The organism is Microbacterium sp. KR10-403 (assembly GCF_040196215.1).
GTDB lineage: Bacteria > Actinomycetota > Actinomycetes > Actinomycetales > Microbacteriaceae > Microbacterium.
This window is the reverse complement of sequence record NZ_JBEGDC010000006.1, coordinates 100099-120294: the sequence shown is the minus strand read 5'-3', so window position 1 is coordinate 120294 and position 20196 is coordinate 100099. Positions and strand designations below refer to the sequence as shown.

Genomic DNA, 20196 nt, shown 5'->3' with positions numbered 1-20196 from the left:
GAAGCGTCAGCCGCCCGGAATGAAGCGGAACAAGAGGATCGCGACGCCCGACACGGCCACGAACGCGCCGATCATCCACCACGAGCTGACGACCTCACCCTCGGCCTTGCGCTTGCGGAACAGCACGTCGGGGCGACGTGCAGGATCGGTCTCGACGACCTTGGGATGCACGCCCGTCCGCGCCAGAGCGTCGGCGACGACGGCCTGCGCACCGGTACGCGGTGCCGGCTCGGTCTTCTCACCCGCCATGTCTCAGTCTCCCTCGCGCACGTCTCGGACTTCTGCGGTTGCCCGCAGACGCCGTCAATTCTCGCACGGGAGGGGGAGGATGCCGCGCAACGGCGCGACTCCGTCGGTCAGAGCCACTTCGAGACGAGGTGCTCCGAGGAGATGCGCCGCAGCGTGCCCGAGGCGCTGCGCAGCACAACGCTCTCGGTGTACACGTAGTCGGCGTTGCGGCGCACGCCGGCGACCAGTCCGCCGTCGGTGACGCCGGTGGCGACGAACAGCGTGTTGTTGCCCTGCACCAGGTCATCGGCCTCGTACACGTGGCCGTCGAGCTGCAGCCCGGCGTCGATGCCGCGCTGCTTCTCGTCGTCGTCGCGAGGCCACAGCCGTCCCTGGATGTGCCCGCCGAGCGCCTTGATCGCACACGCGGTGACGATGCCCTCCGGGCTGCCGCCGACACCCACGCACATGTCGGTGGGAGCGTTGTAGCGCGCGGCGTTGATGCCGCCGGCGACGTCACCGTCGCTCATCAGCCGCGTTCCCGCGCCGGCCTCACGGATCTCGTCGATGAGCTTCTCGTGCCGAGGCCTGTGCAGCACCGAGACGACCATCTCCTCGACCGGCTTGCCGAGCGCCTTCGCCAGCCGCCGGATGTTCTCGCCGATGGGCAGACGGATGTCCACGACGCCCACGCCTGCCGGTCCGGTCACGAGCTTGTCCATGTAGAAGACGGTCGAAGCGTCGAGCATCGTGCCGTGATCGGAGACCGCGATCACCGACAGCGCGTTGTTGCGGCCTGCAGCGGTCAGCGAGGTGCCGTCGATCGGGTCGACGGCGATGTCGCACTTGGGACCCGACCCGTTGCCGACCTTCTCACCGTTGAAGAGCATCGGCGCGTGGTCCTTCTCGCCCTCGCCGATCACGATCGTGCCGTCCACGCTCACGGTGCCGAGGAAGGCCCGCATCGCGTCCACCGCAGCCCCGTCGGCCGCTTCCTTCTGACCGCGGCCGATGAACGGCACCGCACGGATGGCCGCAGCCTCCGTCGCCCGGACGAGTTCGAGCGCGATGTTGCGATCGGGATGCAGCACCGGCTCCGCCGCATCGACAAGGTCGGGATCGTTCGTGGACGCGGAGAGACTCACCATGCCCTCACCATAACCGTCAATCGTGCAGAAATCGCCTCGATTCACTCGCTTGTCAACCGAAGATTCTGTGATTCTTTCGCGCGGGTAAGGCAGCGGCATCCCTCCCCTCCGTCATGTCCCCGCTCGAGCGGCGGCGGCTTCGCTAGAGTGAGGAGTCGATTCACCTCACGACCAAGGAGCGCACGTCATGCCCGTCGCCACCCCCGACCAGTACGCAGAAATGCTCGACCGTGCCAAGGCCGGCGGCTTCGCGTACCCGGCCATCAACGTCTCCAGCTCGCAGACGATCAACTCCGTCCTGCAGGGCCTGACCGAGGCCGGCTCCGACGGCATCCTTCAGGTCACCACCGGCGGCGCCGACTACTTCGCCGGCCAGAGCGTCAAGGCCCGCGCCACCGGCGCGATTGCCTTCGCCAAGTTCGCGACCGAGGTCGCCAAGAACTACCCGATCACGGTCGCGCTGCACACCGACCACTGCCCGAAGCCCGCGCTCGACGACTTCGTCCTCCCGCTGATCGCCGCCTCGGAGGAAGAGGTCAAGGCCGGCCGCAATCCGATCTTCCAGTCGCACATGTGGGACGGCTCGGCCGTCCCGCTCGCGGAGAACATCGAGATCGCGAAGGAGCTGCTCCCCCGCCTCAAGAACATCAACGCGATCCTCGAGGTGGAGATCGGTGTCGTCGGCGGCGAGGAGGACGGCGTCAAGCACGAGGGCACGAACGACGCCCTGTACACGACCACCGGTGACGTCGCCAAGGCCGTCGAGGCCCTGGGCCTCGGTGACAACGGCCGCTGGATCGCCGCTCTGACGTTCGGCAACGTGCACGGCGTCTACAAGCCGGGCAACGTGAAGCTCCGCCCCGAGCTCCTCGGCGAGATCCAGGCGGGCATCGCCGAGCGCTTCGGCACGGGTGCCAAGCCGCTCGACCTCGTGTTCCACGGCGGCTCGGGCTCGAGCGACGAGGAGATCGCGACTGCGGTCGCCAACGGCGTCATCAAGATGAACATCGACACCGACACCCAGTACGCGTTCACGCGCTCGATCGCCGGCTACATGTACGAGAACTATGAGGGCGTCCTCAAGATCGACGGCGAGGTCGGCAACAAGAAGCAGTACGACCCGCGCGCATGGGGCAAGGTCGCCGAGTCGGCGATGGCAGCCCGCGTCGTCGAGGCCACCAAGCAGCTGGGCTCGTTCGGACACAGCGCGTCCTGATCCGCAGAAACAGAGGAGGGGGGATGCCGCGGGCCGTGGCATCCCCCCTCTTGTTCATCTCCCGATGTCGGTGATGCGCTGCCCGTCGGGCGTCAGCAACCACCACACGCCGCCGATCCCCTGGCCCTTGATCATCTTCGGAGCGGTGTCGCCGTCGAAGTAGTAGAGCGGCCACCCGTCCAGCGTCAGCTGGTACCCGCCGCCGTCCGCGGGGATCTCGCCGATCTTCGCATCGATGCCGTCGCCCTGCGGGTCGGTCGAGTCGGTCGTCACGGCCGGCCACGACGCCAGGCATGCGGCGTCGCACGAGCTCTTGCCCGCGCCCTGCTCGTCTTCGGTGTACAGGTAGACCGCCCGTCCGTCGGCATCCGCGACGGTCTCTCCCACCGAGGTCTTCACCGTCGTGAGGACGGTCTTCGGTCCGGTGTCGGCCGCGCAGCCGGTCAGCCCTCCGGCGGCCGCGACCGCGACGAGGGCGAGCAGGGAGACACGACGAGAGAAGCGCATGCCCCCAGTCTGCTCCCCGATCAGTTCGACCCGGTCACATACGTCACGAAGGCCGGGTCGGTCATCATCGGGATGGCCACGAACACCGACACGATCACGTAGGTGACGGCGGCGCCGACCAGTGGGATCCACCACGAGAGGCGCCCGCGCCGCATGACGTGCACCGACCACCACACGGTGCCCGCATAGCCGAGCACGAGCACGATCGCCGCGACGATGCCCCACGTGTGCGCCGACGCCTGATTGGCGAACGAGCCGGGGACGCCCATGATCCGATACGTGGTGTCGATGACCGTCGACAGGTCGAGGAACGAGAACACCGACATCAGGACGTTGATCGCGCCGTAGGCCAGCAGACCGATCGTGATGACACGGTTCGCCGCCTGTGCGGGCGCGGGACGCGCGGGCGCCTGCGGCGACGCGCCCCACAGTGGGGGTGCCGGCACGGGAGGCGCCGGTTGCTCCTCGTGCTGCGGCACCTGGATGCGCGCACGCTGCTCGGCGGCGCTCGCGTACTCGCCGTACTGCGGACGCGGGCGCCCGCCGCTTCCGGCGTCACTCATGGCGTCCTCCCCGTCCGTGCGTCGGGTCGGGTCGCAGTTCCTTCGGCAGCGCGAATGTCAGATCCTCCTGTGCGGTGTGCACCTCTTCGACGTCGGCGTAGCCCGCATCGGCGAGCTCGGCGAGCACCTCGCGGACGAGCACCTCCGGGACGGAGGCCCCGCTGGTCACGCCGACCGTCACGGCGCCGTCGAGCCACTCCTGCGCGATCTCGTCGCCGTGATCGACACGGTAGGCGGCACGCGCGCCGTGCTCGCGCGCGACCTCGACGAGGCGCACGCTGTTGGACGAGTTCGCCGACCCCACGACGATCACCACGTCGGCTTCGGATGCGACCTTCTTGATCGCGGTCTGCCGGTTCTGGGTCGCGTAGCAGATGTCGTCGGTGGGCGGGTCGGCCAGCTGCGGGAACCGCGCGCGCAGACGGCGCACTGTCTCCATGGTCTCGTCGACCGACAGCGTCGTCTGCGACAGCCACACCACGCGGGAGGGATCGCGCACCTCGACCGTGTCGGCGTCTTCCGGCGAGTTCACGACGGTGACATGAGCCGGCGCCTCGCCCGCCGTGCCCTCGACCTCTTCGTGACCGTTGTGCCCGATCAGCAGGATCTCGCGGTCATCGCGCGCGAAGCGCACGGCCTCGCGGTGCACCTTCGTCACGAGGGGGCAGGTCGCGTCGATGGTCTGCAGGTCGCGTTCATCGGCCGCGGTGCGCACGGCGGGCGACACGCCGTGCGCACTGAACACGAGGCGTGCGCCGGTCGGAACTTCGTCGACGTCGTCGACGAACACCGCGCCGCGCTGCTCGAGCTCGCCGACCACGTGGATGTTGTGCACGATCTGCTTGCGCACGTAGACGGGCGCGCCGTACTGTTCCAGCGCCCGTTCCACGACGGCCACCGCGCGGTCGACGCCGGCGCAGAACCCGCGCGGCGCTGCCACGAGGACGCGCTTGTGTCCGTCCACCGGGATATCCTGGAGCCGCGCGGCTCGCCGCGGCTCACGCGCGGGAACACGCGGCACGGGCAGATGGACTGCGAGGGCGCTCACCCCTTGATTGTACGGTCGCCGCCCTGAGAGCCGCCCGCCGACGGAAGGAACAGATGACGACGTTCATCCCGGATTCGTCGATGGATGCCGCGGACCGCACGGTACCGGCCGACTCGATCCATCCCCGAGATTCCTCCAGCGAGGGCCCGACCTCGGTGTCCCGGCTCAACGAGACCATCCACGGCTTCGTGCAGAAGTGGGGGTCGGTCTGGGTCGAGGGCGAGATCACGTCCTGGAACGTCCGCGGCGGTTCGGTGTACGGCCGGCTGAAAGACCTCGCCGGCGACGCGGTGCTCTCCTTCCGGCTGTGGTCGAGCGTGCGCGCACGGATCACCGACGACCTCAAGGTCGGCGACCGCGTTGTCACCTGCGTGAAGCCCGACTACTACGCCAAGGGCGGCGACTTCGGCTTCGTCGTCTCGCAGATGCGGCACGCAGGCCTGGGCGCACAGCTCGAGCGCCTCGAGCGCCTGCGTGCGCAGCTGCGCGGCGAGGGACTGTTCGACCCCGCCCGCAAGAAGCGACTTCCCTTCCTGCCGCACTGCATCGGCCTCATCACGGGCGAGCGCAGCGACGCCGAGCGCGACGTCCACCGCAACGCCGAGCTGCGCTGGCCGCAGGTGCGCTTCCGCACCGTGCATGCGGCCGTCCAGGGCGACAGGTGCGTGCCCGAGGTGCTGGCGGCACTGGCGTCGCTGGACGCCGACCCCGAGATCGACGTCATCATCATCGCGCGCGGCGGAGGCGATCCGCAGACCCTGCTCGGGTTCAGCGACGAGCGCCTCGTGCGGGCGGTGGCCGCGGCATCCACCCCCGTCGTCAGCGCGATCGGGCACGAGAACGACCATCCGCTCCTCGACGACGTCGCCGACCTGCGCGCCTCGACGCCCACCGACGCCGCCAAGCGCGTCGTGCCCGATGTCGGCGAGCAGCGGGCGCTCGTCGCGCAGCTGCGCGCACGGCTGACGTCGCGTCTGACTGCCCGCGTGGGCCATGACATCGCCCAGCTCGAGCAGCTGCGCAGCCGACCGGTGCTGCGCGATCCCGAATCGCTGCTGACCGGCCGCACGCACGACCTGATGCTGCTGGCCGCGCGAGGGCGCGACATCGTGGACCGCCGGATGGACGCGCAGTCGCGGCGCGTCGCCGAGCTGCGCGCGACCCTGCGCGCCCTCTCCCCCGCCTCGACACTCGCCCGCGGCTACGCCATCGCGCATCTGGCCGACGGAACGATCGTGCGCGACGCCGCCCAGGCACCGGCGGGCGCTCGGATGACAGTGACCCTCGACCGCGGCTCGATCGCCGCCGTTTCGGAGGGCGAGGTGCCCGAGTCGGGCGCGTCCGACGCCGGAACTAAGCTGTAGAGCATGACGGATCCCACTCCCGCCACGCGCTCCGACGTCGCCGAGCTCACCTTCGAGCAGGCTCGCGACGAGCTCGTCCGGGTCGTCACCGAGCTCGAGCAGGGCGCTCCGACGCTCGAGCACTCCCTGGCGCTCTGGGAGCGCGGCGAGGCCCTCGCCGGCCGCTGCGAGGAGTGGCTGCTGGGCGCCAAGCGGCGTCTCGACGACGCCCGCGAACAGGCGGAGAACGAGGGATGATGGCAGAATCGCCGCGCATCGTCGCCGAGCTCGGCCGAGCCGAGACCCCCGACGAGACGGCCGCCCGCAAGGCGGAGTCGTCGCGGGTGTACCGCTCGAGCCAGACCGTGCGCAACCTCGTCGCCGCGCTCATCGTGGTGCTCGCGGTGGTCGTGCTGATCGTCCTGATCGTGCCCCGCGGCGACGTGCGCGAACCCGCAGCGGTCGATGTGGCGTCGGTGGCCGACGACGCCGCGTCCTCATACGACCGCACGGTCATCGTGCCGGTCGTCCCCGCATCGTGGCGCGCGAACTCCGCGCGTGTCTCCGGTGACACCACCCCCACCTGGACCATCGTGTACGCCACCGGTGAGGATGCGGGATTCATCCGCATCGCACAGGGCTTCGATGCCGACACGGCGTGGGACGCGCGGCTGCTCGACGGCGCGGCGGCCGACGGCACGGTGACCATCGACGGCATCGAGTGGACGCGCTATCGGATCGCCGATCCCAGCGCCGCCGGCAACATCAGCTACGCGATCGGGACGGATGCCGGCACCGACCGGATCCTCGTCTACGGCGCCACCGATGCGAAGACGGCAGCCGTGGCCGCTTCCGGGCTCACAGACCAGATCGAACAAATGAGAGAGGAAGCGCGATGACGTCGACGAGTGTGAGGCTCACCCCGCAAGAGGCCTGGGACCGCCTGGCCGAGGGCAATGCCCGTTTCGTGAAGGGGTCGGTCCTCCACCCGCGTCAGAGCGCCGACCGACGCCGCGAACTGACCGATGGGCAGCATCCGCATGCCGTCGTCTTCGGCTGCTCAGACTCGCGACCGGCCGCCGAGATCGTGTTCGACGAGGGCCTCGGCGACATGTTCGTGGTCCGCAACGCCGGGCAGGTCGTCTCACCGTCCATGGTCGGCAGCATCGAGTTCGCGGTGGCGATCCTCGATGTGCCGATCCTCGTGGTGCTCGGCCACGAGGCATGCGGTGCGGTCCGCGCAGCGATCGACAGCACGCGCCCCGACGCTCCCGAGCTTCCCGCGAAGATCTGGCGCCTCATCGCCCCGATCGTTCCCACGGTGCACCGCGTGGCGCGCGCCGGCAGCGCCGAGCCGTCGGCCGCCGACGCCGACGCCGTCGGCGTCGAGCACATCCAGGAGACGGTCGACGAGCTCCTGCAGGCGTCGAGCATCGTCGCCGACGCCGTGGCGGCCGGTCGACTCGGCATCGTCGGCGCCATCTACCGCCTGGGCGAGGGCACCGTCGTGCCGCACGTCGTCAAGGGCGCCGTCTCGATCCCGGGGCTGTGACCCCTATCCGCACAACGACCCATTCAGGAGGAACGAAGAAGTGACTGACACCGAATACCGCATCGAGCACGACACGATGGGCGAGGTGCGCGTGCCCGCCACCGCGCTCTACGGCGCGCAGACGCAGCGCGCCGTCGAGAACTTCCCCATCTCGGGCAAGGGCCTCGAGTCGGCGCAGATCGCCGCGCTGGCCCGCATCAAGAAGGCCGCCGCGCTCGCGAACAAGTCGCTCGGCGTGCTCGACGGCACCGTCGCCGATGCCATCGCCGCCGCCGCCGACGAGGTCGTCACCGGCGAGTTCGACGACCAGTTCCCCGTCGACACCTATCAGACCGGGTCGGGCACGAGCTCGAACATGAACATGAACGAGGTGCTCGCGACCCTCGCGACCCGCAAGCTCGGTTCACCGGTGCACCCCAACGACCACGTCAACGCGTCGCAGTCCTCGAACGACGTGTTCCCGACGTCGGTGCACATCGCCGTGACGCAGGCGCTCATCGACGACCTCATCCCGGCTCTCGACCACCTCGCCGTCGCGTTCGAGGCGAAGGCGGAGGCCTGGAAGTCCGTCGTGAAGTCGGGCCGCACGCACCTGATGGACGCCACGCCGGTCACTCTCGGCCAGGAGTTCGGCGGCTACGCCCGCCAGATGCGCCTGGGCATCGAGCGCGTGCGCACAGCGCTCCCCCGCGTCGGCGAGGTTCCGCTGGGCGGCACCGCGGTCGGCACCGGCATCAACACCCCACTCGGGTTCCCGCAGAAGGTCATCGAGCTTCTGGCGGCAGAGACCGAGCTGCCGATCAGCGAGGCGAAGGACCACTTCGAGGCGCAGGCCAACCGCGACGGCCTCGTCGAGGCGTCCGGCGCGCTGCGCACGATCGCCGTCTCGCTCACGAAGATCAACAACGACCTGCGCTGGATGGGCTCGGGCCCGAACACCGGGCTCGGCGAGATCCACATCCCCGATCTGCAGCCCGGCTCGTCGATCATGCCCGGCAAGGTCAACCCGGTCATCCCCGAGGCCACCCTCATGGTGTGCGCGCGCGTGATCGGCAACGACGCCACCGTCGCCTGGGCGGGTGCCTCCGGCGCGTTCGAGCTGAACGTGGCCATCCCCGTCATGGGCACGGCGCTGCTCGAGTCGATCCGCCTGCTCTCGAACGCCATGCGGACGCTGGCCGACAAGGCGGTCGACGGCCTGGAGGCCGATGTCGAGCGCGCCGCGGCGTACGCGGGCATGTCGCCGTCGATCGTCACCCCGCTGAACAAGATCATCGGCTACGAAGCCGCCGCGAAGATCGCCAAGCACGCGGTCGCGAAGGGCATCACGGTGCGCGAGGCCGTCATCGACCTCGGCTACGTGGAACGCGGCGAGATCACCGAGGCGCAGCTCGACGAGAAGCTCGACGTGTTGTCGATGACCCACGCCGGCTGAGAGACCCGAATGCGGTAGATGGGCCGGCGGGGGCGATAATGGCACCGTGCACCGCTCGCGCCGACCCATCTCCGCGCGCACCCGGATTCTGGGGGCGATCATCGCCGTGGCCTGTGTGGGCCTGGCGATCGTCGGCAGCGTGACCTTCATCGCACAGCGGCAGCGCGTCATCGACGGCGTCGACTTCCGCCTGAAGTCGCAGGTCGACGCGCTTCGCACGGTGGCATCCGAGAGCGCCGCCGCCACGCCGTCGCCGTCGCCCAGCGCCACCACGGCGACGGCCGCCGAGGCCCTCGATGTCGCCGACTACTCGTCGGTGGCCGACTACCTGCACGACGCCGTCGCACGTCTCGTGCCGGCACAGAATGAGGCCTCCGTCGCCGTCATCAACGGGCGCCCGCGCTACCAGCCGCGCACCCTCAGCGGATTCGACATCTCCGGCAACACCGTGCTCATCGACCGTGCCGTCGCCGATGCTGAGAGTTCGGTCGACGGAAACTCCAAGATCGGCACCGTCGTCACCCCCCAGGGCTCGCTCCGGTACATCGCCATCCCGGTGACGATGGCGGGCGATCCCGACAAGGGCGTGTACATCCGCGCCGTCGACCTCGGTGCCGAGCTGGCACCGATGACCGCATCCATGATCACCTACGGCATCGCCGCACTCGCCGTCCTCGCGGCCATCGGCGCCGTCGGCTGGTTCGTCGCGGGCCGGCTGCTCTCCCCCATCCGTCATCTGCGCGACACGGCCGATTCCATCACCATCGCCGACCTCGGCACCCGAATCCCCACACAGGGCAACGACGACATCTCCGACATGACCCGCACCGTCAATTCGATGCTCGACCGACTCGAGGGCTCGGTCGACGTGCAGCGCCAGCTCCTGGACGACGTCCGCCACGAGCTGAAGACGCCGATCACCGTCGTGCGCGGACACCTGGAGCTGATGGATGCCACGGATCCGGCCGACGTCGACAGCACTCGCGCCCTCGGCATCGCCGAGCTGGACCGTATGACGCGGCTCGTCGAAGACATCGACATGCTGGCGAGCGTGGAGGGCGGCGAGCCGCTGACCCTGCACGAGGTCGACGTGGCACCGCTGACGCGGCGCCTGGGCGAGCTCGTCGAGGTGATCCCGGGACACACCTGGCACGTGGAGGCCGTCGCCGACGCACGCGTGCAGGGCGACCCCGACCGCCTGCTGCAGGCATGGCTCCAACTCGCCGACAACGCGGCGAAGTACACGCCCGCCGGCACGCCCGTCGAAGTCGGCAGCACCGCGTCATCCTCCGAGGTGAGCCTGTGGGTGCGCGACCACGGCACCGGAATCCCCCCGGCTGCGCGTCACCGCATCTTCCGCCGTTTCGATCGCGGCGGTGGCCGGCGCAGCGTGGGCGGGTCGGGCCTGGGCCTTGCCATCGTCGATGCGATCATGAAGGCGCACGGCGGTGCATGCGACATCGTCGACAGCCCGGGCGGCGGCGCGACCTTCGTGCTGCGGGTCCCGGTGCGTGCACCCGAGCCCCAGCTGCCCCAGCCGGTGCGTGCGGGAGATGTGGTGTTGCAGAGAGAGGCGGCAGAATGACACGGATCCTCATCGCCGAGGACGAGCCCCAGATCGCGTCCTTCATCCGCCGCGGACTCGAGTCCGCGGGGTATGAGACCGAGCTGGCCGAAGAGGGCGACCGGGCCCTCGAGATCGCGCTCTCCGGTGAGGTCGACCTCGTCCTTCTGGACATCGGCCTGCCCGAGATGGACGGATTCGAGGTCCTGCGCAACCTTCGCGCCGGCGGCTCGGCGCTTCCGGTGATCATGCTGACCGCGCGCACCAGCACTCGCGACACCGTGGACGGACTCGAGTCCGGCGCCAACGACTACATCCCCAAGCCCTTCGCGTTCGAGGAGTTGCTCGCGCGCGTGCGTTCGCGGCTGCGTGAGTCCGCTCCGCGACGCGGCTTCGTGCTCCGTCAGGACGACGTCGAGATCGACCTCCTGGCCCGCCGGGCGACCGTCGGCGGTCGCGACGTCGAGCTGTCCGCCCGCGAGTTCACCCTTGCCGAGCAGTTCCTCCGTCATCCCGGCGAGGTGCTCAGCCGGGAGTGGCTGCTCCGCGAGGTCTGGGGCCTGAACTTCGATCCCGGCTCGAACGTCGTCGACGTGTACGTCCGCTACCTGCGCAGCAAGGTCGGCCACGACCACATCGTCACCGTGCGTGGCGCCGGCTACCGCTGGGGCTGATCACGCAGAAACCCCCGGCGCTGGGGGCACCGGGGGTGGGGTGGCGGGCATGTGGGGAGTCCCACCACGTCAATCGCGGTCGTCTGGGGAACGGTGCGATTGCCCTTTCTGCAATCCGGATCGGTCACGGGGATGCACCGACCCGGAGTCCTCCTCCGTCGTTCCGACGGAGGACTCCTTCTGTGTCTGCTGTTCGCGCCATTCGTTCGCGCGCGTGCCGATCTCCGCCTGTCGGCGCTCCCAGCGCTCGACGAGTGCGCGCATGCGCTCGCGGAACTGCGCGGCGTCGTCTGCGGACCACGCCGCCGTGCCGTCCGCGTGACGCACATCCGACGAGCCCTTGTCGTCGGTCTTGCCGGCCTTCGCCGTGTCTGCCGTCGACGCCTTCTTCTCGGCGGCGGTCTTCGCAGCGTCGGATGAGCCCGAGCCTGCCTTGGTCTCGGTGCCACCACCGGCAGAGACGGTCTTCTTGGGCGCTGCGACGTCGTCGTGCGTCTCGCCGATGTCTTTGGGCGCGGGCGCTGCGACCGTCTCGGGCGCACCGTCAGCGGCGCTGGACGTCGTCGTGGGCTGCGGACTGCCGGGCACGACGACGGCAGTTCCGCGCAGAACAGTGCCCGGCTTGTCGGCGAGGGCGCTCGCAGAGCTCAGCGCCACGCCACAGGTCATCGCGACAGCGAGCGCGACGGCTGTACCCGTTCCCGCAAGCAACGCTGCCCGTGCGTCCACGTTCCCTCCCGTACGCGGCGAAATGCCCCGCCCCTCCATCGTGCCGCTTCGGACCGGAGATGAACGACTCCTTACGGTGAGACTCTTCTCACGTTGTAGTCAGGAGAGCTCACCCGTCTCGAGCAGGTCGGTGACCAGCGCGGCGATGGGCGACCGTTCCGACCTCATCAGCGTCACGTGGCCGAACAGGTCGTGCCCCTTCAACGTCTCGATCACCGATGCCACACCGTCGTGTCGTCCGACGCGCAGGTTGTCGCGCTGCCCCACATCGTGCGTCAGCACCACCCGCGAGTTCTGACCGATACGGCTGAGCACCGTGAGCAGCACGTTGCGCTCCAGCGACTGCGCCTCGTCGACGATCACGAACGCGTCATGCAGCGACCGGCCCCGGATATGCGTGAGAGGCAGCACCTCCAGCATCCCCCGTTCCATCACCTCGTCGATGACGTTGGCGGAGACCACCGAACCCAGCGTGTCGTAGACCGCCTGTCCCCAGGGATTCATCTTCTCCTGCGCGTCACCGGGCAGATACCCGAGTTCTTGGCCGCCGACCGCGAACAGCGGCCGGAACACGATGATCCGGCGCTGCTGCTGCCGTTCGAGCGCCGCCTCGAGCCCCGCACACAGCGCCAGCGCCGACTTGCCCGTTCCGGCGCGTCCACCGAGGGAGACGATGCCGACCTCGGGATCCAGGAGCAGGTCGATCGCGACGCGCTGCTCGGCGCTGCGTCCGTGCAGCCCGAAGACCTCGCGGTCGCCGCGCACGAGGCGGAAGGCCCCCTCGCCGGTCACGCGTCCCAGCGCCGACCCGCGCTCGGAGTGGATGACCAGGCCGGTGTTCACCGGGAGGCCGCGCACGCCGTCGCTGACGGCGACCTCGGTCTCGTACAGATCGCTGACCTCGTCGCCCGAGACGTCGATCTCGGCCATGCCGGTCCATCCTGAGTCGAGCGCCTGCTCGGCGAGGTACTCCTCGGCGCTGATCCCCAACGACGCCGCCTTGACCCGCATCGGCAGGTCCTTGGAGACCACGGTCACGTCCTGCCCATCGTCCATCAGGTGCATCGCGACGGCGAGGATCCTGGTGTCGTTGTCGCCCAGCCGCAGGCCGGCGGGCAGCACCGACGCGTCGGTGTTCGTCAGCTCGACCCGCAGCGTGCCGCCGTCTCCGACGGGAACGGGGTAGTCGAGCCGGCCGTGCTCGACGCGCAGGTCGTCGAGGTGTCGCAGCGCCTGGCGTGCGAAGTATCCGATCTCGGGATCGTGCCGCTTCCCCTCCAGTTCGGTGATGACCACGACGGGGATCACCAACGAGTGCTCGGCGAAGCGGAACAGCGCCCGCGGATCGCTCAGCAGCACCGAGGTGTCGAGGACATAGGTGCGAAGCGCCGTGTCACGGTCAGCGGCAGTCCGGGTGCGGGACTGCTCCTGCTGCAGGGCTCGAGTGGTCACAACCTGCTCCTGACCCGGGACGTCCGTCCCGGCTCCCACAAGTCGACCCGGGGCCACGAGTCGCGATCCGATCGGTCGACTCGACCGGGCACCTTGCCCGATGCCATGACCGTACGACGCCGTCACGACTCCGTGCGGGCTCGACACGCGAACGGCGCGTTAACTCTTCGCGAAGATCAGCGAGCCCGGTATGTGGCGTAGGCCGCGAGCGCCTCGACGAGCAGGCGCATCGAGTCATCGTCGGTCCCGGCGTGCACGGCCAGCCGCACCGATCCCGCACGGGCGGTGAAGGTGACGCCGCGATTCACCAGCGCGGCCGAGAGCGCCGACACGTCGCTCGCGTCGGGCCGGAGTACGACGATTCCCGCCCGGCGCTCCCGCTCGTGCGGCGTGACGACCGGAATGCCATGACCGTCGGCGTACCCGATCAGCTCGTCGGCGCGGTCGGCCACGGCGTCGGCGATGGCCGGCACTCCGGCATCCCGGACCTCCTCCAGAGCCGTCGCCAGCCGCCCCGACGCGAGCATGTCGTCGGCGGTGACGCGGAACCGCTGTGCGGTGGATGCCACGCCCGGCGTCTCATCGAGCGGCAGGTCGACATCGGCACCGGCGAAGCCGGAGAGTGCGGGCTCGAGTCGCTCGAGCGCACGTGCGCCGAAGCGGGCCCATCCCGTACCGCGACCCGCACGCAGCCATTTGTACCCATTGCCGCAGACGACGTCCGCGGCCGCATAGTCCGCATCGGTCACGCCGAACCCCTGGATGGCGTCGACGATCAGCAGACGGTCGTCGATCACATCACGCAGCGCGCCGAGGTCCGTGAGATAGCCGGTGCGGAAGTCGACCAGGCTCACCGCGACGGCGGTGGTCTCGTCGGTCAGGGCCGACCGGACCGCATCCGGCGTCACGAATCCGTGTTCGGGCTCCATCCACTGCACATGGAGGTCCTCGCGCAGCGCCGCTGCCCGCGCCGCGGTGACCGCGAGGCTGGGGAACTCCCCCCTCGCGACGAGCAGTGCCCCACGCAGCCCGTACAGCGCCTGCATGAGCCCGTAGGTCGTCGACGGCTGCAGCGTCACCTCGTCGGCGTCGGTGTCGAGCAGTTCGCCCAGCAGTTCGCGCGCGACGTCGGTGTGGCCGCGCACGAGATCGATGCTCGAGCCCCTCCCCGTTCCGAGCAGTTCGGCATCGCCGTGCATCTCGTCGCGCACCCGCGGGGACAGTGGCCCGAACGCCGCCCAGTCGAGATAGCCGGGTTCCGTCTCGAACGACGCGCGGTAGCCTTCCAGATCGCTCACGCTGTCATTGTGGCACGCCCCGGCGCTCTGACCGGTGGCCAGGCACTCACCCGCCGAATCGGCGGTCGCGGTCGGCGTAATCGCGGATCGCGCGCAGGAAGTCGACCTCGCGCAGATCGGGCCCAAGCGCCTCCACGAAATAGAACTCGCTGTGGGCCGATTGCCAGAGCAGGAAGTCGCTGAGCCGTTGCTCGCCCGAGGTGCGGATCACGAGGTCCGGATCAGGTTGCCCGCCCGTGTAGAGGTGCTCGCCGATCTGCTCGGGCGTGAGGCTGGCCGCCAGCTCTTCGAGCGTGCCGCCCCTCTCATCGTGCTGCTGGATGATGCTGCGGACGGCGTCGACGATCTCGCCGCGCCCGCCGTAGCCCACGGCGAGGTTCACGTGCAGGCCGTCGTTGTCTTTGGTGCGCTCCTGAGCCGCGGTCAGCACGCGCGCGAGGTCCTCCGGCACGGCCTCGCTGCGCCCCACATGCTGCACCCGCCAGTCCTTCACGTGCGAGAGGCTGTCGGCCAGTTCGGCGATGATCTCGATGAGGTCGGCGAGTTCCTGCGGCTCGCGTTTGCGCAGATTGTCCAACGAGAGCAGGTAGAGCGAGACGACCTTCACCCCGACCGCGTCGCACCATTCGAGGAACTCGCGCATCTTCGCCGCGCCCGCCCGATGCCCTTCGGCCGCCGTGTGATAGCCGAGCTGGCGCGCCCAGCGCCGGTTGCCGTCGATCATCATCGCGACGTGCCCGGGGACGGCCTCCGGCGGGATCTGCCGCCGCAGCCTGCTGATGTACAGCCGGTAGAGGGGTCCCTGCCCTGGGTTCGACCGCTCGGACGTCACGAGACAACGCTACCGCCCCGGACGTGTGCGCACCCCGTATGTTCCCGCCGCGGCATGCACGACGGCCTAGGCTCGGAAGATGAGCCGCCGCACCCGACCGTCCGACCCCTCCGCCGCGCCCTCTCCCGCCTCGGGAGAGGCGGAGATGCCGCAGCTGCCCCTGCTGGAGGCGGCAGCCGCCGACGCGGTGGAGGAGATCAAGCCCACCTGGCGCGGCTGGATCCACGCGGGCACGTTCCCGGTCGCGATCGCCGTCGGCGTCATCCTCATCGTGCTGGCCGACGGCGCCCCGGCGAAGTGGGCGAGCGCCGTGTTCATGGCGACCTCGCTGCTGCTCTTCGGCAACTCGGCGCTGTACCACCGGTTCAATTGGAAGCCCCGCACGAAGGCCGTGCTCAAGCGCATCGACCACGCGAACATCCTGCTGCTGATCGCCGGAACCTACACACCGCTGGCCGTGCTGGCCCTGCCCACGCCCAAGACGGTCCTGCTGCTGGCCATCGTGTGGACCGGCGCGATCCTCGGGATCTTCTTCCGCGTGTTCTGGATCAACGCGCCGCGCTGGCTCTACGTCGCGCTCTATCTGGCACTGGGCTGGGCGGCGATCATGTACATCGTGCCGCTGTTCCAGGCCAGCGTGCCGATGATGATCCTGGTCATCGTGGGCGGTCTGCTCTACACCGCCGGTGCCGTGGTCTACGCCCTGAAGCGCCCCAACCCGTGGCCCGGCCGTTTCGGCTTCCACGAGATCTTCCACGTGTGCACCGTGCTCGCGTTCCTCTGCCACTGGGCCGCATCACTGCTGATCGCCCTGCACCCCGCCTACCACCTGGGGTGACGGGCGACCGCCGCGATCAGCCGCGGTCGTCGCCGGAGGCGTCGACGTCTTCGGCGTCGGTCTGCGTGGCGCGCGCGGCCTCAGCACCCTCGGCCTGCTCGGCGTCGAGCTCTTCGCGCACCTGCGCACGGTAACGTGCACGGCGGATGCGACGCAGCATGTCCCAGATCAACAGGATGACGACCACCGCGAGGAGGGCGACGACGACGAAACCCCACGGGCCCGGCGTCACCGTGGCCGGGTCGGGCGTGCCGGACGGACTCGGGGTGGTCGTGACGTCGGCGAGGATCGCGAGAGCGGCGATCGCAGCGTGCATTTTTCCTCATTCCGCGCGGAGCGCTTAACCTGGAATCCCAGCCTATTCCCCCACGGAGCCGCGATGACCACGCAGCAGATGCTCGACGAGCGCTACGGGCGCGTGCGCTCCCCGCACGCGCGGCTGTGGGCATGGGTGGCCGGTGTCGTCGTCGCCGTCCTCGTGGGTGCGCTGCTCATCTGGATGGCGTGGGGAGGCACTTCGTCATCGGTGGATGCCACGGCCACCGGTTACGAGGTCGTCGACGCCCGCACGGTGACCCTGTCGTTCCAGGTCACGTCGACCGCCGACGGCGGCGTCGTGTGCGTTCTGGAGGCCGACGACGAGGACCACGGGATCGTCGGATGGAAGGTCGTGCACCTGCCGGCATCCGAGAAGCACACCAACGCGTATCGTGAGACGATCCCCACGATCGGCATGGCGACGACCGGTTTGGTGAACACCTGCTGGGTGGAATAGGGTACCTGCAGAAACAGACGCTCCGGCAGGGTGCCGGGGCGTCTCGGCTTATCCGGTGCGACCCCCGTCCGCCCCGACCGAAGGAGAAGACGTGTCCGACGATGCTGCAGTGACCTTCCTCACGCAAGAGGCGTACGACCGTCTCACCGCCGAGCTCGAACACCTCTCCACGACGGGTCGGGAGGAGATCGCCAAGCGCATCGAGGCGGCCCGCGAAGAGGGCGATCTCAAGGAGAACGGCGGCTACCACGCGGCGAAGGACGAGCAGGGCAAGCAGGAGGCCCGCATCCGCACGCTGCAGTCGCTGCTGAAGAACGCCGTCGTCGGCGAGGCCCCGGCCAGCAACGGCGTCGTCGAGCCCGGAACCGTCGTCACCGCGATCGTCGCGGGCGACGAAGAGGTGTTCCTCCTGGGCAGCCGCGAGATCGCGGCGGGCGGCGACCTCGACGTCTACAGCGAGGCCTCACCGCTGGGCAGCGCGATCATCGGCCTGAAGGAGGGCGAGAAGTCGTCCTACACGGCTCCGAACGGTCGCGAGATCGCGGTGGAGGTCGTCAAGGTCGAGACCTACTCCCCCAGCTGACGCTCGTCAGTCCTCGACGACCTCGAGGTCGAAGCCGGCGCCGCGCAGCGTGTCGATCACGAGCGCACGGTGCTCGGCACCGCGCGTCTCGACGCTCAGCTGCAGGATCACCTCGCTGATCTGCAGCCCCTGGCCGTGCCGCGTGTGCAGCACCTCGATGACATTGGCCCCGGCCTGCGCGAGCAGCTCCGAGACGAGTGCAAGCTGACCGGGACGGTCGGGCAGCGGAATGCGCAGGGTCATGTAGCGGTCGGATGCCGCGAGCCCGTGCGCGACGACGCGCTGCAGCAACAGCGGGTCGATGTTGCCGCCCGACAGGATCGTCGCGGTCGTCCCGGACGCCTCGATCTTGCCGGCGAGGATCGCGGCCACTCCCACGGCTCCCGCCGGCTCGACGACCTGCTTGGCGCGCTCCAGAAGCACGAGCAGCGCACGGGCGATGTCGTCCTCCGTCACGGTGACCACCTCGTCCACGAACTCGCGTACGAGATCGAAGGTGATGTCGCCGGGGCGCGCGACCGCGATGCCGTCGGCGATCGTGGGTGTCGTGGCGATCCCGATCGGGTGCCCGGCGGCCAGTGAGGGCGGGTAGGCCGCCGAGTTCTCCGCCTGCACGCCGATCACCCGCACGGTGCGGCCTTCGGCCGCCGCACGGGCTTTCACGGCGGCGGCGACGCCGGAGATGAGCCCGCCTCCGCCGATCCCGACGATGACGGTGTCGAGGTCGGGCAGGGCGTCCCACAGCTCGAGTCCCAGCGTTCCCTGACCGGTGATGACGTCGAGGTGGTCGTAGGGGTGGATGAGCACGGCGCCCGTGCGCTCGGCGAACTCCGCGGCAAGCCGCAGCGGCGTCTCGACGGTCGTCCCCTCGAGCACCACGTCGGCGCCATAGCCGCGGGTGGCCAGCAGCTTGGGCACCGGCACACCCAGCGGCATGAAGATCGTGGCCGCGATGCCGAGCTGCTGCGCGGCGAGTGCCACGCCCTGAGCGTGGTTGCCGGCGGATGCCGCGACGACCCCGCGCGCCCGCTCCTCCGCCGTCAGACGCGACAGGCGGTAGCTGGCGCCGCGCACCTTGAACGAACCGGTCCGCTGCAGGTTCTCGAGCTTCAGATGCACGGGCACCCCGAGCAGCTCGGACAGGTACAGCGACTGATCGATCGGCGTTTCGGTGATCACTCCCCTCAGCACCGAGGCCGCGTCTTCGAAGTCGGCGAGGGTGAGTGCACTCATGCGCTGCCTTTCCTGGTGCGGGGCACCGTGTTCCAGATGAGATCGACGTCGTCGAGCGCGGCGTCGCCCTTCCATGCCTTGTGACTGAGGTACACCGCCACGACGTTGACGAAGGCCGCCAGCGGCACGGCGAACAGCGCGCCGGGGATCCCTGCGATCATGGCACCGCCGGCGACGACGAGCACGACCGCGAGCGGATGCACCTTGACCGCCGAGCCCATGACGACCGGCTGGAGCACGTGCCCCTCCAGCTGCTGCACGCCGAGCACGACCACCAGCATCCACAGCGCGATCCACCAGCCGTTGTAGACGAGCGCGAGGAAGACGGCCAGGACGCCGGTGACGACCGCTCCGACGATGGGCACGAACGACCCGAGGAAGACGAGGACGGCCACCGGCACGGCCAGCGGCACGCCGAGCAGGAACGCGCCCAAGCCGATGCCGACCGCGTCGATCGTCGCCACGAGGAGCTGGGTGCGCGCATAGTTCACGAGAGTGTTCCAGCCGGCGCGACCCGCGCCGTCGATGGCCACCCGCGCGCGCTTCGGGAACAGCCGGACCGTCCAGCGCCAGATGCCGGCGCCGTCGGTGAGCAGGCACAGCAGGATGAACACGGCCAGCACGAACCCGGTGCCGATGTGCCCGACGGTGCTGCCGATGACCAGAGCCCCCGACCAGAGGAGATCGGCCTGCTGCTGCAGGAACTGCCCGGCCTGGTGCAGCATGTCGTCGATCTGCGCCTCGGTGAGGCCCAGCGGGCCGGTCACGAGGTAGTCGCGCAGCGACTCGACGGCGCCCCGGGTGCGTTCGCGCACCGAGTCCCACTGTGCGCCGATCTGCCAGCCCACGAGCCACATCAGCCCCGCGACGATCGCCAGCGTGCCGACGACGGAGATGACGATCGCCGGAACCTTCGGAACGCGGTGCCGCAGCATGAAGGCGAACGCCGGCCACAGCAGCGCCGTGACGAGAATCGCCACCAGCAACGGGATCACCAGCAGCTTCAGCTCGATGATCAGCCAGATGCCGAGAGCCAGCGCAGCCGCCACGACCAGCAGACGCCAGGCATAGGCGGCGGCGATGCGCAGCCCGCTGGGGACTGTCGCGCTCGTCTCGGTGCTCACAACGCGCTGCATGAGGGCCTCGCGCAGCGAGGGCCGCGGGGTGCCGTCGGACTG

The 20196-nt window shown here is 69.7% G+C and carries 23 protein-coding genes; 11 read left to right on the top strand and 12 right to left on the bottom strand.

What is annotated here, in order from left to right:
* Nucleotides 1-6 precede the first annotated feature (6 nt).
* Together ABMQ42_RS14790 and glpX are read right to left on the bottom strand one after the other, a co-directional pair.
* The gene (locus ABMQ42_RS14790) at nt 7-249 is read right to left on the bottom strand and encodes a UDP-N-acetylmuramyl pentapeptide phosphotransferase (RefSeq protein WP_349723759.1); all 243 of its coding nucleotides are present in this window, start codon (nt 247-249) and stop codon (nt 7-9) included.
* A gap of 107 nt (nt 250-356) precedes the next feature.
* Nucleotides 357-1376 carry a class II fructose-bisphosphatase gene (gene glpX, locus ABMQ42_RS14785; protein ID WP_349723758.1) on the bottom strand — a complete coding sequence of 340 codons (1020 nt, stop codon included), beginning with the start codon at nt 1374-1376 and terminating at the stop codon, nt 357-359.
* Between the two features lie 187 nt (nt 1377-1563).
* Between glpX and fbaA the strand changes: the two genes are divergently transcribed.
* Nucleotides 1564-2592, top strand: coding sequence for a class II fructose-bisphosphate aldolase (gene fbaA / locus ABMQ42_RS14780; RefSeq protein ID WP_349723757.1), 1029 nt, complete (start codon nt 1564-1566; stop codon nt 2590-2592).
* A gap of 54 nt (nt 2593-2646) precedes the next feature.
* Here fbaA and ABMQ42_RS14775 read toward each other — a convergent pair whose 3' ends face one another.
* The 3 genes from ABMQ42_RS14775 to ABMQ42_RS14765 are packed head-to-tail and all read right to left on the bottom strand — an operon-like array spanning nt 2647 to nt 4683.
* Nucleotides 2647-3099 (bottom strand): COG4315 family predicted lipoprotein, encoded by a 453-nt coding sequence (locus ABMQ42_RS14775; protein ID WP_349723756.1) that lies wholly within the window; start codon nt 3097-3099, stop codon nt 2647-2649.
* Nucleotides 3100-3119: 20 nt separating this feature from the next.
* A complete protein-coding gene (locus ABMQ42_RS14770) occupies nt 3120-3662 on the bottom strand; it encodes a DUF6264 family protein (RefSeq protein WP_349723755.1) in 543 nt (180 codons plus the stop codon).
* Nucleotides 3655-4683 (bottom strand): 4-hydroxy-3-methylbut-2-enyl diphosphate reductase, encoded by a 1029-nt coding sequence (locus tag ABMQ42_RS14765; protein ID WP_502884738.1) that lies wholly within the window; start codon nt 4681-4683, stop codon nt 3655-3657. The genes ABMQ42_RS14770 and ABMQ42_RS14765 overlap by 8 nt, the downstream gene beginning before the upstream one ends.
* A gap of 80 nt (nt 4684-4763) precedes the next feature.
* On the opposite strand from ABMQ42_RS14765, the gene xseA reads away from it, so the two are divergent.
* From xseA to ABMQ42_RS14730, 7 genes are read left to right on the top strand one after another with little or no spacing between them, the layout of a single operon-like run.
* Nucleotides 4764-6074, top strand: a complete 1311-nt coding sequence (gene xseA, locus ABMQ42_RS14760; protein WP_349723754.1) for an exodeoxyribonuclease VII large subunit — start codon at nt 4764-4766, stop codon at nt 6072-6074.
* A 3-nt stretch (nt 6075-6077) separates the two neighbouring features.
* Complete coding sequence (locus ABMQ42_RS14755) at nt 6078-6311, top strand: exodeoxyribonuclease VII small subunit (RefSeq protein WP_349723753.1); 234 nt, start codon at nt 6078-6080, stop codon at nt 6309-6311.
* Nucleotides 6311-6952 carry a DUF4245 family protein gene (locus ABMQ42_RS14750; RefSeq protein ID WP_349723752.1) on the top strand — a complete coding sequence of 214 codons (642 nt, stop codon included), beginning with the start codon at nt 6311-6313 and terminating at the stop codon, nt 6950-6952. Before ABMQ42_RS14755 ends, ABMQ42_RS14750 begins: the two co-directional genes overlap by 1 nt.
* On the top strand, nt 6949-7605 hold the full coding sequence (locus ABMQ42_RS14745; RefSeq protein ID WP_349723751.1) for a carbonic anhydrase: 657 nt from the start codon (nt 6949-6951) through the stop codon (nt 7603-7605). The genes ABMQ42_RS14750 and ABMQ42_RS14745 overlap by 4 nt, the downstream gene beginning before the upstream one ends.
* 40 nt (nt 7606-7645) lie before the next feature.
* On the top strand, nt 7646-9040 hold the full coding sequence (locus tag ABMQ42_RS14740; RefSeq protein WP_349723750.1) for a class II fumarate hydratase: 1395 nt from the start codon (nt 7646-7648) through the stop codon (nt 9038-9040).
* A 46-nt stretch (nt 9041-9086) separates the two neighbouring features.
* Nucleotides 9087-10625, top strand: a complete 1539-nt coding sequence (locus ABMQ42_RS14735; RefSeq protein WP_349723749.1) for a sensor histidine kinase — start codon at nt 9087-9089, stop codon at nt 10623-10625.
* Nucleotides 10622-11278 (top strand): response regulator transcription factor, encoded by a 657-nt coding sequence (locus tag ABMQ42_RS14730; RefSeq protein ID WP_349723748.1) that lies wholly within the window; start codon nt 10622-10624, stop codon nt 11276-11278. The genes ABMQ42_RS14735 and ABMQ42_RS14730 overlap by 4 nt, the downstream gene beginning before the upstream one ends.
* Nucleotides 11279-11347: 69 nt before the next feature.
* Here the strand turns inward: ABMQ42_RS14730 and ABMQ42_RS14725 are convergent, their stop codons facing one another.
* The 4 genes from ABMQ42_RS14725 to ABMQ42_RS14710 form a co-directional block, all read right to left on the bottom strand.
* A complete protein-coding gene (locus ABMQ42_RS14725; RefSeq protein ID WP_349723747.1) occupies nt 11348-12007 on the bottom strand; it encodes a hypothetical protein in 660 nt (219 codons plus the stop codon).
* A 99-nt stretch (nt 12008-12106) separates the two neighbouring features.
* Nucleotides 12107-13459 (bottom strand): RNA 5'-3' helicase PhoH2, encoded by a 1353-nt coding sequence (gene phoH2 / locus ABMQ42_RS14720; RefSeq protein WP_502884719.1) that lies wholly within the window; start codon nt 13457-13459, stop codon nt 12107-12109.
* Nucleotides 13460-13635: 176 nt separating this feature from the next.
* Nucleotides 13636-14757, bottom strand: a complete 1122-nt coding sequence (locus tag ABMQ42_RS14715) for an aminotransferase class V-fold PLP-dependent enzyme (RefSeq protein WP_349723746.1) — start codon at nt 14755-14757, stop codon at nt 13636-13638.
* Between the two features lie 46 nt (nt 14758-14803).
* On the bottom strand, nt 14804-15589 hold the full coding sequence (locus ABMQ42_RS14710) for an isoprenyl transferase (protein WP_349723745.1): 786 nt from the start codon (nt 15587-15589) through the stop codon (nt 14804-14806).
* A 145-nt stretch (nt 15590-15734) separates the two neighbouring features.
* On the opposite strand from ABMQ42_RS14710, the gene trhA reads away from it, so the two are divergent.
* Nucleotides 15735-16427, top strand: a complete 693-nt coding sequence (gene trhA, locus ABMQ42_RS14705) for a PAQR family membrane homeostasis protein TrhA (RefSeq protein WP_349723955.1) — start codon at nt 15735-15737, stop codon at nt 16425-16427.
* Between the two features lie 16 nt (nt 16428-16443).
* On the opposite strand, the gene ABMQ42_RS14700 is transcribed toward trhA, so the two are convergent.
* Nucleotides 16444-16743, bottom strand: coding sequence for a DUF4381 family protein (locus tag ABMQ42_RS14700; protein ID WP_349723744.1), 300 nt, complete (start codon nt 16741-16743; stop codon nt 16444-16446).
* A 63-nt stretch (nt 16744-16806) separates the two neighbouring features.
* Between ABMQ42_RS14700 and ABMQ42_RS14695 the strand changes: the two genes are divergently transcribed.
* Nucleotides 16807-17202 (top strand): DUF4307 domain-containing protein, encoded by a 396-nt coding sequence (locus ABMQ42_RS14695; RefSeq protein ID WP_349723743.1) that lies wholly within the window; start codon nt 16807-16809, stop codon nt 17200-17202.
* A gap of 91 nt (nt 17203-17293) precedes the next feature.
* Nucleotides 17294-17785 (top strand): transcription elongation factor GreA, encoded by a 492-nt coding sequence (greA, locus tag ABMQ42_RS14690; RefSeq protein WP_349723742.1) that lies wholly within the window; start codon nt 17294-17296, stop codon nt 17783-17785.
* Between the two features lie 6 nt (nt 17786-17791).
* Here the strand turns inward: greA and ilvA are convergent, their stop codons facing one another.
* Complete coding sequence (gene ilvA / locus ABMQ42_RS14685; protein ID WP_349723741.1) at nt 17792-19018, bottom strand: threonine ammonia-lyase; 1227 nt, start codon at nt 19016-19018, stop codon at nt 17792-17794.
* Nucleotides 19015-20154, bottom strand: a complete 1140-nt coding sequence (locus tag ABMQ42_RS14680) for an AI-2E family transporter (protein WP_502884736.1) — start codon at nt 20152-20154, stop codon at nt 19015-19017. The genes ilvA and ABMQ42_RS14680 overlap by 4 nt, the downstream gene beginning before the upstream one ends.
* Nucleotides 20155-20196: the final 42 nt, after the last annotated feature.